Raw genomic sequence first — 14,469 nt, 5'->3', positions numbered from 1 at the left:
TTTCCCCCCTTTCCATCCTTGACTTTTCTATTCTATTTTTACTTTCGCTTTTGTCTCCGGCTTTGTGACCGTTGGTTTCTTCTCTGGTTTTTTAGTTTCCTTTGGCTTGGTTATAGTTTTTGGTTTTGTGTTTTCCTTTGGTTTTGAAGAAACTAAGCTTGTCTTTTTGGTTTCTTCTGTTTTTGGTTTAGCCTTATTGTCAGTTTTCTTGGTTGTGGTGGGAGTAGGAATCTTTGCCAACTCTTTATTTCCTGCTTTTAAGATACTGTCATTTTCTTTAAAATAAGGATTCAATGTGGTGACAATCTGGTTCTGATATTTCACAGAAACCATATTGTATTTTTGAGGATCCTGATAAACAAGAAATTTTTCCACAAAAGTTTTAAAACCTTTTACTTTAAAATCAATATTGTCTAAATCTCCGATTTCTACTTTATAGTTTCCTTCGCTGGTCAGAAGATTATAATCATCGTTGTCTTTTGAAATACCTATGAAGTATTTTTTGCTAAAATCATCTTTGTCGATTTTTTCAACCAATTCAGCCAACTTTTGATATTCATCTTTTTTTACATTTCCTGTCACTAACATACAAGGATGAGAGTATGTTTTCGAAATTGGAAATTCAACCCCTTTTTCGTCTACATAAAAATCTTTTCCGTTATTATTTAATCTGAAAACAGGAACTCTTTGTTTAATATCTAAATTTAATTTTCCATTCAAATTTAAATAGACATTTGCGCTGTCGATAGCAGGAAGAGCATTGATTTTTTGTTCCAAAGCAGGAATATTCAAGTCTCCAACTTTTCCTGACGGATTTTCTTTTTTTACAATCTCACGGATATCTTTTTCATCAATAAAGTAAACCGGTGTTTTCTCGTTCATTTTTACAGAAATTTTATTGTCCGTAATCTTCTGACCGCTGAATTTTTTCAAAGAGAAACTCAGCAGGAATCCAAGAATGATTACTGTGATGGCAATTTTTAATATTCTGTACTTGTTTTTCATTTTAAAATTCTTCTTTAAACGCTGACGATGTAATTTTTAATACGTTGCGCTAAAATTTAATTTTTATTCATCCATTCACAGATAGGATCATACAGTGTATCAATATTTCCTGCGCCTACCGTAAGAAGGATATCAAAATCTTTCTCTTTTATTTTGTTAAAAGCATCTGATAATGTTGATACTTCTTTTTTATCCAACGTCACTTTTTCTAGTAACCAACTTGAGGTAATCCCTTCAAAATTTTCCTGAAGTTCTCTTGCCGGATAAATGTCTAATAAAATCAATTCATCTGAATTGCTTAAACTTTCTGCAAAACCTTCTGCAAAATCTCTCGTTCTGCTGAACAGATGTGGCTGGAAGACAGCCAATAATTTCTTATCAGGGTAAAAAGTTTTGATTGAGCCCACAACCGCATTAATTTCCGTTGGGTGATGAGCATAATCGTCGATGTAAATTTTACCGTTTTTATAAATATGTTTAGTATATCTTCTTTTAATGCCTTTAAAATTAGCAATTGCATTCTTTAAAGTTTCGAAGTCAATTCCTAAATTATTTAAAATAGCTAAAGCAACCGTTGCATTTTCTACGTTGTGAATTCCAGGAATTTCCCAGACAAAATCTTTCACTGTTTCAGCAGGAGTATGAAAATCAAAATAGATTTTATCATAATCCATACGAAGGTTATCCGAGTAATAATCAGCCACTTCATTTACTGCATATGTAAGATGAGGTCTTCCTATGTTAATTCCTTTTCTTACAAAAAGTTGCCTGTCATTTGGTACTAAAGCTGCAAATTGTTTAAATCCTTCTTCGATATGGTTTTTATCTCCATAAATATCCAAATGATCTGCATCTGTGGAGGTTATCACTGCCCAATCGGGAGAGAGATTTAAAAAACTTCTATCATATTCATCAGCTTCAACTACAGAGTATTGAGAGCCATTATACAGGAAATTTGATTTAAAATTCTCAGAAATTCCTCCCAGAAAACATGAAAAAGGCAAATCTGCTTCTTTACATAAGTGAGCAACCAAGGTAGAGGTTGTGGTCTTTCCATGGGTTCCTGCAACGGCAATACAATCTGTATTTTCTGTAATTAAACCTAGCACTTTTGCGCGTTTTAAAATTTCAAATTGATTTTCATTAAAATAATCTAAAATTCCCAGTTTTTTAATTGCCGGCGTGTAGATCACCAATGTATTTTCTTTCTGAAACAAAGTGATTTTTTCATTAATAATATCTTCAAAAACAATATCAATTCCCTCATTCATCAAAGCTTGAGTGAGTTTGGTGTTGGTTTTATCATAGCCCAAGACTTTTTTGCCCGAAGCATGGAAATAACGTGCCAAAGCACTCATCCCGATACCTCCGATTCCAACGAAATAAAAATTTTGATATGTTTCTAAATTATTCATTCTTTTCTTTTTTTTCTATCTGAAAAATCTTAATACAGTCCAAAAAATGCTGCTGATGATTGAACAGTATAAAATAGTTTTTCCTCTTTTCCTGTCTTCGTCGGAGTATGCATATATCTTTTCACCGTTTGGTAAAACTTTTTGATAAGTTGTTAAATAGATTCCTATAATGATTCCTAAATAACCTCCGACAAAAGCAAGAAAATAGCCTATATAAATGAGCCACTTCGGGCTTTCTTCTTGTGAAGATAAATCTTTAATTCTCTGTTTTTTTATAACATTTAAAAGACTGGGAGGTATTTCTTTCCCTCTTTCTTTTAAAATTTTTTGAGCAAGTAAAAAATCAAATTTGTTCCACTCTTCTTTTTTCATGACAATTTCAATGAGTTCTTCATCAGAAAAATCAAAAAGATAATAATCTTTCGAAACATTTTCGATATCATTTTTTACAAGTTCTTCTTCAAGATTTTCAACCTTTTCAAAGTCTTCTTTCTGAATTTTTAATTCAAACTCATTGGTGTTAATGTCTCCACCAAAACTAGAACCTAATCTGGACGAATTATCTTTCAATTCGTAAACAATGTGATGGTTTTCAAGAACTTTAATTAAGTCAAGAGCATCATCTTTGTAAATGAATTTTTTATATGTTGATAGTCCGTCTGTCATTTTATTTAATTATTTTAAAAATCTCGTCCACAATCTCTTTTGTGGCATTTGGTTTGGCAAAATATTTCAGATTTTCAGACATTTCCTTTCTTATATTTTCACTTTCGCAGATTCCTGATAATGTGTTCCAGAAATTTTCCTGCATTTCAGAGTCTTTTACCATTCTGGCGGCGTTTTTTTCAACCAGATTCATGGCATTTTTGGTTTGATGGTCTTCCGCTGCAAACGGGAAAGGAACCAGCAAAACAGGTTTTTGAGCTACTGCCAGCTCTGAAATGGCAATTGCACCCGCTCTCGAAACGATCACATCTGCTGCAGAGTAAGCTGTTTCCATATCGCTGATAAATTCCTTGAGTTGGATATTTCTGCTATCGATTTCTTTTGTTTCTTCAACAATATCTTTATAATCAAGCTTTCCGGTTTGCCAGATAAGCTGATAATCTTTATTTACAATTTCATTTAAATGAGTTTTCCAAGCATTATTCAATGTTCTGGAACCTAAAGAACCTCCTACCGAAAGAATTGTCAGTTTGTCTCTATTCATCCCCATTTTTTCTTTTGCCTGAGCCGTTTCCAATATTCCTGAAATAATAGTTGAACGAATCGGATTACCCAGAAATTTTATTTTCTCACTTGGAAAACCGTCTACTTTTGGATAAGCTGTAAATACCGCCTTCGCTTTTTTACTTAAAATTTTATTCGTTACACCTGCATGAGCGTTCTGTTCCTGAATAAAAATCGGAATTCCCAGTTTACTTGCTTCGTACAAAGCAGGCCCGCTTGCAAAACCGCCTGTTCCCACTGCGAAATCAGGAGCAAAATTTCTGATAATTTTTTTAGATTTAGATAAGCTTTTTAAAATTTTAAAAGGCAATCCTAAATTCGACAACATATTTCCTCTGTCGATTCCGGCAATATCAATTCCCTCAATTTTATAACCTGCCTGCGGAACTTTTTCCATTTCCATTTTTCCGTTGGCTCCAATGAACAAAAACTCTGCATCAGGAAATCTATTCTTGATTTCATCTGCAATAGCGATGGCCGGGAAGATATGACCTCCTGTCCCTCCGCCGGATAATAGTATTTTTAATTTTTTGTTCATTTTAAAATCTATTTTCTTTAAAAATGAGATTGCTTCATTGCTCTGCTCTTCGCAATGCCTTAGGCAATATCATTTATTTCTGCTACTGTTTGTTTTTTGCCCATTCCTTCTTCATCATAAATCTGAATTCTAGAGCTTATATTTAAGATAATTCCTAATTGCAAATAGGTTACCAACATGGATGTTCCTCCATAGCTTATTAATGGCAGAGGCTGGCCTGTAACCGGGATTAAATTAACCGCAACGGCGATGTTCACAGATAATTGTATGAAAATCATCACCCCGAGACAGAGCACAAGCAGTGACCCAAAAAAGGCAGGCATTTTGCTGGCTATCATCACGATACGAATTATCATAATTAAATATAAACATATTAAAAAAGCAGCTCCAATTACTCCATATTCTTCAACAATTACTGCAAAAATAAAATCGGAGGCAGACTGAGGAAGCATTTGTTTTAAGGCGCTTTTTCCTGGCCCCATTCCGGTAATTCCCCCATGAACGATGGCTGCTTTTGCCTGCATTACCTGATAGTTTTTGGCTTTTACGCTTTCGTCATCCACGTCGGATGTTTTTGCTTTGCTTGATGTAAATGTTTCAATACGGCTCATCCATGTATGAACACGGTTTCCGCCGATTAAACTTGTATTTAAAGCAACTAATAAAAACAAAACAATGGCAATAAATGATGCTGAAATAAATCCTGCAATATATTTCCAGTGCAGCTGGCCAATTATCAGAACAATAACAGAAACCATTAAAATCATTAATGCCGTAGAACCGTTATCTTTTGCAACCAATACAAAAACCAATAAAATAGGTCCGAAAATGTACATAATGTTCTCAATCGGAAGCCTTTCTCTGGTGATTTTCTTGGTCAAATATCTGCACAGATAGATAATCAACATTAAAAATGCAAACGAAGACGGCTGGAACGAAATAGGTGTTCCGGGAATTTTCAACCATCTGGAAGCACTTGCCCCGTCAATTGTTTGACCTGTAAACATGGTGACAATCAGTAAAATCACCATTAAACCAAGTAGGATGCTGCTGAGTTTTCCGATATATTCATACTTTACCATTCCTACCACTCTCATAATTCCCAACCCTAAGACTACAAAAAACATATGCTTGATAACATGGCCTGTTGTGGTTCCGTTATTTACGATATATTCTAAGTTCGAACTCGCAGAATATACAGGGAAAATAGAAAAAATGGAGATCACAAGAATGACCATCCAAAGTACTTTATCACCCTTTAGAAATTCAAATCTGTTTTCTGTGTCTTGTTCGTTCATAGTTGTTGCTTTTAGCTGTTGGCTATTAGCTATGTACTTTTAATACTTGCTCTTTAAACTGACGGCCTCTGTCTTCATAGCTTTTGAATAAATCAAAACTTGCACAACATGGTGACAGTAAAACCGTATCTCCTTTCTTTGCTAAAGATTTTGAAATCTTCACTGCTTCTTCCATACTTGATGTATCATAAATAAATTCTTTTTTGTCTTTAAAAAAGTCTATAATTTTTTGATTATCAATACCTAGGCAGACGATTGCTTTTACTTTTCTTTTGACTAAATTTTCAATTTCTGTGTAATCATTTCCTTTATCTAGCCCTCCGACAATCCAAACCGTCGGGGTTTTCATACTTTCTAACGCGTAATACGTTGCGTTTACATTAGTTGCTTTGCTGTCATTGATGTATTTTACTCCTTCATCTTCAGCTACAAACTCCAATCTGTGCTCAACTGCCTGAAAAGTCATTAATGAATTTCTAATACTTTCATTGTTGATTTCCAGTATTTTACCTGCAATTGAAGCGGCTAGGCTGTTAGCCACATTGTGATTTCCAAGAAGTGACAATTCTTCAATTTTCATTGAAAAATTATCTTTCATTTTTACCACAATTTTATCTTCGTCAATAAAACCTCCTTCAGATAATTTTTCTTTTGTTGAAAAAGGAATCATTTTCGCTTTTATTTCAAACTTTTCAAGAATATTTTTACTCATTTCATCATCTTTGTTATAGATGAAAAAATTATCATTCTCTTGATTTTCAGCTATTCTGAATTTTGCCATTGCATATTCTTCATAGTTGTAATTGTACTGATCCAAATGATCCTGGGATAGATTCAACAATAAAGAAATATACGGTCTAAAGTTTTGAATATCATCCAACTGAAAGGAGCTTACCTCCAGAACATAATATTCATGATTTTCATCGGCAACCTGCTTCGCAAAACTATATCCGATATTTCCGCCTAATCCTACATTCAATCCGTCATTTTTCAGGATGTAATAGATAAGAGAAGTGGTTGTTGTTTTTCCATTACTTCCTGTGATGGCAATGATTTTTGCATTGGTAAATTCCGAAGCAAATTCAATCTCGGAAGAAAGTCTGATTCCTCTCTCTTGAATTTTATAAATGATATCTGCCTTTTTCGGAATTCCGGGGCTTTTTACAACCCAGTCTGCATTTAAAATCCTTTCTTGATCATGGTTTCCTTCTTCAAAATCAATTTCATTTTCAGTAAGGAATTGCTTATAGTTATCCTTAATGGCTCCTTTGTCTGAAAGAAAAACTTCCATACCTTGTTTTTTAGCCAAATAAGCAGCTCCGCAACCACTTTCACCTCCTCCTAAAACAACTATTTTCATACTATTTTTTCGTATTTATGTACTTTTGTATTTATGGGTTTTAAAATCATTAATACGTCAATACATTTTACTTTTTACAAAGTTTTTATCTCATTTTTAATGTAATAAGACATACAATTGCCAACATAACTCCTATAATTATCATTCTGTTAACGATTTTACTTTCATGAAAACCGCCTTTCTGATAATGATGGTGTAAAGGTGACATTCTAAATAATCTATTATTTTGAGCATATTCCAGCCCATATTTTCTTTTTCTGTATTTGAAAACAACTACCTGAAGCATTACAGATACATTTTCGATTAAGAAGATTCCGCATAATACAGGAATCAATAATTCTTTTCTTAAAATAACAGCCAAAACAGCAATTACTCCTCCTAACATCAAACTTCCTGTATCTCCCATGAAAACCTGTGCAGGATAAGTATTATACCAGAAAAATCCGATAACTGCACCTACCATTGCGACGGCAAAAATGGTTGTTTCGCCCATATTCGGGAGGAACATTATATTGAGGTAATCTGCAAAAATGATGTTCCCCGAAAGGTATGCGAACAAGGCAAGAGTAAGTAATATAACTACACTTGTTCCCGCGGCAAGACCATCAATTCCATCTGTGATATTGGCTCCGTTGGAAACAGCTGTCACAATGAAAATTACAATTGGTATGAAGACAATCCATGCCCATTCGTGGGCATCTTTATCATTCATCCAAAAAAGCATTCCGCTATAATCAAATTCATTATTTTTAGCAAACGGAACGGTAGAAACTGTGATTTTTTCCGTAGGCATAAAGTTTTGCTCTACATTGTTTCTGTTGACTACTTTTGCATCTGCGTATTTTCTTTTAACGGTAATATCCGGATGGAAATACATTGTGATTCCGATAATTAGTCCTAACCCAACTTGTCCTACAATCTTGAATTTTCCGCTTAAACCGTCCTTATTTTTCTTTATTTTCTTTAAATAATCATCCAGAAAACCAATAGCACCCATCCAAAGCATCGAAACCAGCAGAAGGACAATATAAATATTTGTAATTCTTGTAAATAGCAAAACGGGTATCAATGTGGCCAAAATAATAATAAGACCGCCCATTGTAGGGGTGCCTTCCTTTTGCTTTTGTCCGTCCAGACCAAGGTCACGGACAAGCTCACCCATTTGTTTGGCTCTAAGATAGTTGATGACTCTTTTTCCGTAAACAAGAGCGATGATCAGAGAAAGTAAAACAGCCATTCCTGCGCGGAAAGAAATGTATTTTAACAATCCTAATCCGGGAACATGGATTCCTTGGCTGGTTAAATATTCGTATAAGTAGTATAGCATTTTTTCTGGGTTAAAGATCTGTTTAAATCAATTTTACTTACTCATTAATTTCCAAAGCTCATTAATTACTTCTTTGTCATCAAAATGATGCTTCACACCATTAATCTCTTGATATGCTTCATGTCCTTTTCCGGCTACGAGAACAATATCTTTAGGTTCTGCAAATTTTATGGCCATTTTTATGGCTTCTTTTCTATCCGGAATTGAAGTGTATTTGCTAAAGTTCTGAGGTTCAACGCCTGCTTCAATTTCTTTTATAATAGCTGCCGGATCCTCTGTTCTCGGATTGTCTGAGGTAATAATGGCCAATGTAGATTTTTTCGTGGCAATATTTCCCATTTCAGGTCTTTTTGAATGATCCCTGTCGCCTCCGCAACCGAAAACTGTGATTAATCTTTCGTTTTTAGTTCTGATATCATTGATGCTGTCTAAAATGTTTTCTAAAGCATCCGGAGTATGTGCATAATCTACGATAAAGAAAATTCCGCCATCTGATTTGAATGTTTCAAACCTACCTGAAACTCTTTTTAATCTGCTGATAGCCTGTAAAATTTCATCCTGCTCAAAGCCAAGTTCGGAAGCAATTCCGAAAACCAACAATAAATTATAAACATTGAATTTTCCTGTTAAAGTCGTCCAGAATTCTTTTCCGTTGAAATTTAATAACATTCCGTTGAAATCGACTTCCAGTAATTTCCCGTGAAAATCTGCCATGGCCTTCAGAGCATAAGATTTTTTCTTAGCCTTTGTATTTTGAAGCATGACATTCCCGTTTTTATCATCAATATTTGTGATGGCAACGGCTGTATCCTGAAGCTCATCAAAAAATCTCTTCTTTGTTTTTAAATACTCATCGAAAGTTTTATGATAATCTAAATGGTCGTGAGTAAGATTGGTGAAGCCTGCTATTTTAAAATGAAGTCCCTCAATCCTATTCTGAGCAATTCCGTGAGAACTTACCTCCATGAAAGCAAATTCGCAGCCTTCCTCAATAGCCTGGGCTAAAATTTTATTAATCGTGATAACATCCGGAGTTGTATGGGTCGCCGGAATTATTTGATCCCCAATTCTGATTTCTACCGTTGAAAGTAAGGCCGAATCATAACCTAAGTTTTTGAAAACGTCAAAAAGAAGTGTAGAAACAGATGTCTTTCCGTTTGTTCCGGTTACGCCAATTAGTTTTAATTTTTCAGAAGGGTTTCCATAGAAGTTTGAAGCCAATTGGCCTAAAGCTTTAGACGAATCTTTTACTTTAATATATGTAATGTTTTCATCTAAATTTTCAGGAAATTCTTCACAAACAATTGCTTTGGCACCTTTTTCCACCGAAGATACAATAAATGAATGCCCATCCACAACCGTTCCTCTCATTGCAATATACAAAGAGTTTTCAGTAACCTTTCTGCTGTCGAAAACCAATTCGGAAATTTCACAAGTATCATCACCGTGAATCTCTAAAACTGGAATTCTTTTTAATAATTCAATTAATTGCATTTCTTTGATGCTTTATATTCTAATTTTGCAGAGATAAATAAATTCTCTGATTTTTACTAATTGTTGTACCTTCCAATGGGAATTGTTCTTTGATTCTTCCTACTCCTTTGAAATCAACACGATAACCTAAATTTTCCAATTGGGGGATTACGTTTTTACCAATTAATCCGACCACGCTTGGCATTTGCTTATCATTAACTGCTATTTTCACATTCGGCTCGACCATTTTATTAAGGTTTACCTTTTTGTCAACAAGCATTTCTTTTTCAATATTTTGAGGTGTTTTTAAGAACGTTTTTCCTGCAATTTCTTTAAAAACCGGTGCCGAAACTGTACCTCCGTAAAATCCTTTTGCCGTGTTGGGCTCACTAATCATTACATAGCACGTATATTTCGGATTATCAGCAGGATAGAACCCTGCGAATGATGCACGGTACTTCATGGGGCCGGGTAACCAATATTCAAATCTTGCAGTACCTGTTTTTCCTGCCATTTTTAAATTCGGGGTAAAAATGCTTCGTCCTGTACCTTTTTCAACAGCTTTTGTTAAAGCATTGGTCATCATTTTAATTGCTTTTTCAGAAGCCATTTTATTGACCATTACTTCAGGTTTCGCATTGTACATTACCTTACCGTCTTTCATTATTTTATCGATGAAAAGGGGCTTTAGCATTTTGCCACCATTAGCAACTCCGTTGTAGAAAGTTGCTAATTGTAATAAGTTGATATTTGATGAATATCCGTAAGCAATTGAAGCTAATGTGGCGGCATTCCATCTTTTATTTTGAGGAGTTACGATTTTGGGTTTTGTGATTCCCGGCAACTCGATATCCATTTTGTCAAATAATTTCCAGCGTTTTAGATGGTCAAGGAAAATTTGAGGTTTATCAGCGTAGTACTTTGTTATCAATTTAGCCGTTCCCACGTTGCTGGATTTTGCTAAAACATCACTAATGTCGTATGTTCCACCTCCGTGACCGTCTGAAATTCTTTGTTTTGCGTATACCCAGACTCCGTTTCCAACATTTACAGTCGTGTTTTCATCGATGAATCCATCGTCCATTGCTGCCAAAAGCGAAATGGTTTTGAAAGTAGAGCCCGGCTCAATATTGTCTTTTAAAGCATAATTGTAAGAATCAACATAATTTCCATCTTCATCCCTTCTTAAATTGACCAATGCACGAACTTTACCTGTTTCAACTTCCATTACAACGACGGTTCCGTGTTTTGCCTCGAAATTGATAAGCTGTTTTTGGAGAGCCGAATGTGCAATGTCCTGAATTCTAAGATCTAAAGTTGTGTAAACATCTTCACCGTCGACAGGTTCCTGAACTTTCCAGAAATCGATTGGTTTCCATTGAGAAGAATTGATTCTTTGTTCTAATCTTTTCCCGTCGGTTCCTCTTAAATATTTTGAGAAAGCACCTTCAAGTCCTGAGCTGAATTCTCCGTTATCCATACCGATGGTTCCCGCTCCAATTTCGGAGGTTGCCAACTCTCTTTTATAATTCCTGTCAACAATGAAACCTCCTTTATTTTTGCCTCTTTTAAAGATTGGAAATTGTCTGATTCTGTCGTACTGGTCAAAATCAAGCCCTTTTACCAATGTATAATATTGGTTTTTCTTTTTTCTCTGTTCGTCAAATTTCTTTCTGAATTCACCCCTTGGTTTTCCAAACATTTTACTTAAAGAATCTGTCAGGGCACCAATATTGTTGGTGTAAACGGTGTCTTTCATCGTTTTGAAATCAAGATAGATATCATAACGCATTACGGTTGTTGCCAGAATAGAACCGTCTGAAGCGAATAGGTTTCCACGAGCAGCCTTTAAGGTAGCTTCGCGATAATTTTTGTTAATGTAATCATCTTTAATCTCCTGAACATTAGTATTTTGCAGGATTACAATCCTTGCAAGAAACATTACAAACACGCACAAAGCTACCACTGCGAAGAGATAGCCCCATCTTAACGTTTTTTTACGTTTGTTATCGTATTCATTTTGCTTTTGCATCTGTACTGTCCAGTTTTATTAGCAGTTTATGAGGATGGCTTTCCAAGGTCATTAAGGAATCTCTTGCAACTTCTTTCCCCAATTCTGATTCCATTTTTACCTTTATCAGCTTACTTTGAGCGTAAGCGTTTCTTGATTTATATTCTTCTGTTTCTTCTTTTAAATCATTAACAATCCTTATTTTTTTGTTGACGAGATGATTACTGTAAATCATCGCCATCATCAATATAAACAACAGGAGAAAATACTTGTAGTGTATTTTTACCTCATCACGATTCAGGAAATTCCCTTTTATAATATCTATAAAAGTTAATCTCTTCTGAGGGCGATTTGTTGTTCTTTTTGCCACAGACTTTGTCTGATTTTTATTATACTTTAATTCCTGTTCTCATTTTTGCACTTCTGGCTCTTGAGTTTTCTTCGATTTCCTTATTATCAGGAATTATCGCTTTACTTTTTACCAATTCAAATGCTTTTTTATAATTGCCGTAAATGTCTCTTTGAGGTTCCCCTTCAAACATTCCGTTTTTCAAAAATCTTTTTACCAACCTGTCTTCTAAAGAGTGATAAGAAATGACAACTAACCTGCCTTCAGGTTTTAAAACATTGTATGCCTGAACAAGCATTTCTTTTAAAACTTCCAATTCCTGATTTACCTCAATTCTTATTGCCTGAAACAATTGGGCATAAAATTTATTAACCTTATGCGGAGGAAGATAACTGAATAATTTTTTCAGATCTTCCGTTGTATTAATACTTTTATTTTTTCTGTGATGCACGATGTCTCTTGCTAGTTTTCTGGCTTCTCTCAATTCGCCGTAATAGTAAAAAATATCTGCAAGCTGTTCTTCATCGTAATCATTAATTACTCTTTTTGCATCCAGCCCCTGCATTACATTCATTCTCATATCTAACGGAGCATTACTTCTCGTAGAGAAACCCCTGTCTGCTTCGTCAAACTGGTGAGACGAAACTCCCAAGTCTGCCAAAACTCCGTCGATTTGAGAAATACCGTACATTAATAACGAGTTTTCCAGAAATCTGAAATTCTGATTGATTAATGTAAATCTAGGGTCATCAATTGTATTTTTAAGAGCATCTAAATCCTGGTCAAAACTAAATAATCTACCTTTATCTGAAAGTCTGCTCAATATCTCTCTTGAATGGCCGCCGCCACCAAAAGTACAGTCCACGTATGTTCCGTCTGGATTCGTTACCAAATCATCAACACTTTGCTTCAACAAAACGGGGTTATGATACATGTTTAAATTGTGTTTTTTCTCGCTTTTCAGCATTATTATTCTTCATCGAAAGAGCCCATTACATCTTCAGCGAGGCTTGCAAAATCTGCTTCGTTGGTGGAGATTACCTTTTCATAGGCTTCTTTATCCCAGATTTCAAATAATTCTCCTGCACTTGTTATTACAATATCTTTTTGAAGATTTGCAAAATGCGTAAGGTCTTTCGAAATCTGTAATCTTCCGGCGTTATCCAATTCTACAGTTTTTACTCCTGCCGTAAACATTCTAATGAAATCAGCATTCTTTTTAATGAATCTGTTTAGTTTATTTATCTTGCCCATCACTTTGTCCCATGCGTTCATAGGGTAAACTTCCAGGCAAGGCTGGAACACGGATCTCTTGACTACAAACGCCTTATCATCGAAGTTTTCCATCTGCTTGATAAGAGATGAAGGAACTTTTAGACGGCCTTTGTCGTCAATTTTACACTCATATGTTCCAATGAAACTTTTCATTTGGAACAAATTTATATAATAATTTCCAAAAATTCCCACTTTTTCCCACTTTTTCCCTTAATGTTGGTAAGTTTTATTAAAGATTGAAATTTTGGGGCGTAAATATTTGATATGTTGTACTTTGTACAATATGTTATTTAGACCATAATAAATAGATTTTCAAAAAAAGAGTTAAAAAATAGATTATTATATTATTTTTATTTTAAATTAGGGTAATCAAAATATTTTTGAGGTTTAATTTGTATTTTTGCAAGGCTTTATTAAAGGCATTATATGATATTTAGTACAAAAAAAGAAAAGAAATATACCTTTGTAGAGGCGGGAGAAGGACATCCATTGGTGCTATTGCACGGTTTAATGGGTGGTTTGAGTAATTTCGATAAGATGGTAGATTTTTTTTCAGACAGAGGTTTCAAAGTATATGTTCCTCAATTGCCAATCTACGATTTGCCGGTGCTCAATACTAATCTTACCACGATTGCAAAATATATTATCAAGTTTATAGAGAGTCATATTGAAGGACCGGTAACGATTGTCGGAAATTCAATGGGAGGTCACGTCGGGCTTATTTTAACGTTGGCAAGACCGGATTTAGTTAAAAACCTTGTCCTTACAGGGAGTTCGGGTTTATACGAAAGGACTTTCGGGGATAGTTTTCCTAGAAAAAATGACCGTTCCTATATAAGGAAGAAAACGGAGGAGGTTTTTTATGACCCCGCTATCGCAACAGAAGATTTGGTGGACGAAGTTTTCGGAGTTGTGAATGATAGAATGAAGGGAATTAAAACCGTCATGCTTGCACGAAGCGCTATCAAACACAATATGTTGCATGATTTACCTAAAATTTTGACACCTACTTGCTTGATTTGGGGAAAACAGGATAATGTTACACCTCCGGAGGTTGCAGAAGATATGCACAAATTTATCCCGAATTCAGATCTGTTCTGGATTGATAAATGCGGTCATGCTGCGATGATGGAAAAACCGGATGAATTTAACGAAATTCTATATAGCTGGGTAAAAGATAAAGTTTAA

General features: G+C 34.8%; 13 protein-coding genes. 1 reads left to right on the top strand and 12 read right to left on the bottom strand.

Annotated elements, in window-relative coordinates; translation table 11 throughout:
• Positions 1-27: 27 nt before the first annotated feature.
• From ACM39_RS01160 to mraZ, 12 genes are all read right to left on the bottom strand, one after another.
• Positions 28-1,005 carry a cell division protein FtsQ/DivIB gene (locus ACM39_RS01160; protein WP_048509178.1) on the bottom strand — a complete coding sequence of 326 codons (978 nt, stop codon included), beginning with the start codon at positions 1,003-1,005 and terminating at the stop codon, positions 28-30.
• A gap of 56 nt (positions 1,006-1,061) precedes the next feature.
• Positions 1,062-2,420 (bottom strand): UDP-N-acetylmuramate--L-alanine ligase, encoded by a 1,359-nt coding sequence (gene murC / locus ACM39_RS01155; protein WP_048509177.1) that lies wholly within the window; start codon positions 2,418-2,420, stop codon positions 1,062-1,064.
• Positions 2,421-2,435: 15 nt separating this feature from the next.
• Positions 2,436-3,086, bottom strand: a complete 651-nt coding sequence (locus tag ACM39_RS01150) for a hypothetical protein (protein WP_048509176.1) — start codon at positions 3,084-3,086, stop codon at positions 2,436-2,438.
• A 1-nt stretch (position 3,087) separates the two neighbouring features.
• The gene (gene murG / locus ACM39_RS01145) at positions 3,088-4,188 is read right to left on the bottom strand and encodes an undecaprenyldiphospho-muramoylpentapeptide beta-N-acetylglucosaminyltransferase (RefSeq protein WP_048509175.1); all 1,101 of its coding nucleotides are present in this window, start codon (positions 4,186-4,188) and stop codon (positions 3,088-3,090) included.
• 59 nt (positions 4,189-4,247) lie between these two features.
• Positions 4,248-5,486, bottom strand: coding sequence for an FtsW/RodA/SpoVE family cell cycle protein (locus tag ACM39_RS01140; protein WP_048509174.1), 1,239 nt, complete (start codon positions 5,484-5,486; stop codon positions 4,248-4,250).
• 25 nt (positions 5,487-5,511) lie between these two features.
• Positions 5,512-6,846 (bottom strand): UDP-N-acetylmuramoyl-L-alanine--D-glutamate ligase, encoded by a 1,335-nt coding sequence (gene murD, locus ACM39_RS01135; RefSeq protein ID WP_048509173.1) that lies wholly within the window; start codon positions 6,844-6,846, stop codon positions 5,512-5,514.
• An 85-nt stretch (positions 6,847-6,931) separates the two neighbouring features.
• Positions 6,932-8,173: a phospho-N-acetylmuramoyl-pentapeptide-transferase gene (mraY, locus tag ACM39_RS01130; RefSeq protein WP_048509172.1), complete on the bottom strand. Its 1,242-nt coding sequence runs from the start codon at positions 8,171-8,173 to the stop codon at positions 6,932-6,934.
• 33 nt (positions 8,174-8,206) lie between these two features.
• Entirely contained in the window at positions 8,207-9,667 is a 1,461-nt protein-coding gene (locus ACM39_RS01125; protein WP_048509171.1) for a UDP-N-acetylmuramoyl-L-alanyl-D-glutamate--2,6-diaminopimelate ligase, read from the bottom strand.
• A gap of 19 nt (positions 9,668-9,686) precedes the next feature.
• Positions 9,687-11,678 carry a penicillin-binding transpeptidase domain-containing protein gene (locus ACM39_RS01120; RefSeq protein ID WP_048509170.1) on the bottom strand — a complete coding sequence of 664 codons (1,992 nt, stop codon included), beginning with the start codon at positions 11,676-11,678 and terminating at the stop codon, positions 9,687-9,689.
• Positions 11,662-12,027 carry an FtsL-like putative cell division protein gene (locus ACM39_RS01115; RefSeq protein WP_048509169.1) on the bottom strand — a complete coding sequence of 122 codons (366 nt, stop codon included), beginning with the start codon at positions 12,025-12,027 and terminating at the stop codon, positions 11,662-11,664. Before ACM39_RS01115 ends, ACM39_RS01120 begins: the two co-directional genes overlap by 17 nt.
• A 19-nt stretch (positions 12,028-12,046) precedes the next feature.
• Positions 12,047-12,940, bottom strand: coding sequence for a 16S rRNA (cytosine(1402)-N(4))-methyltransferase RsmH (rsmH, locus tag ACM39_RS01110; RefSeq protein ID WP_048509503.1), 894 nt, complete (start codon positions 12,938-12,940; stop codon positions 12,047-12,049).
• 35 nt (positions 12,941-12,975) lie between these two features.
• The gene (gene mraZ / locus ACM39_RS01105) at positions 12,976-13,434 is read right to left on the bottom strand and encodes a division/cell wall cluster transcriptional repressor MraZ (RefSeq protein WP_039371845.1); all 459 of its coding nucleotides are present in this window, start codon (positions 13,432-13,434) and stop codon (positions 12,976-12,978) included.
• Between the two features lie 273 nt (positions 13,435-13,707).
• Here mraZ and ACM39_RS01100 point away from each other — a divergent pair, with 273 nt between their 5' ends.
• Positions 13,708-14,469, top strand: a complete 762-nt coding sequence (locus tag ACM39_RS01100; RefSeq protein WP_048509168.1) for an alpha/beta fold hydrolase — start codon at positions 13,708-13,710, stop codon at positions 14,467-14,469.

The organism is Chryseobacterium sp. FH2, from assembly GCF_001045455.1.
Classification (GTDB): Bacteria; Bacteroidota; Bacteroidia; order Flavobacteriales; family Weeksellaceae; genus Chryseobacterium.
The sequence above is the reverse complement of the archived record's forward strand: the minus strand, read 5'-3'. Positions and strand labels throughout refer to the sequence as shown.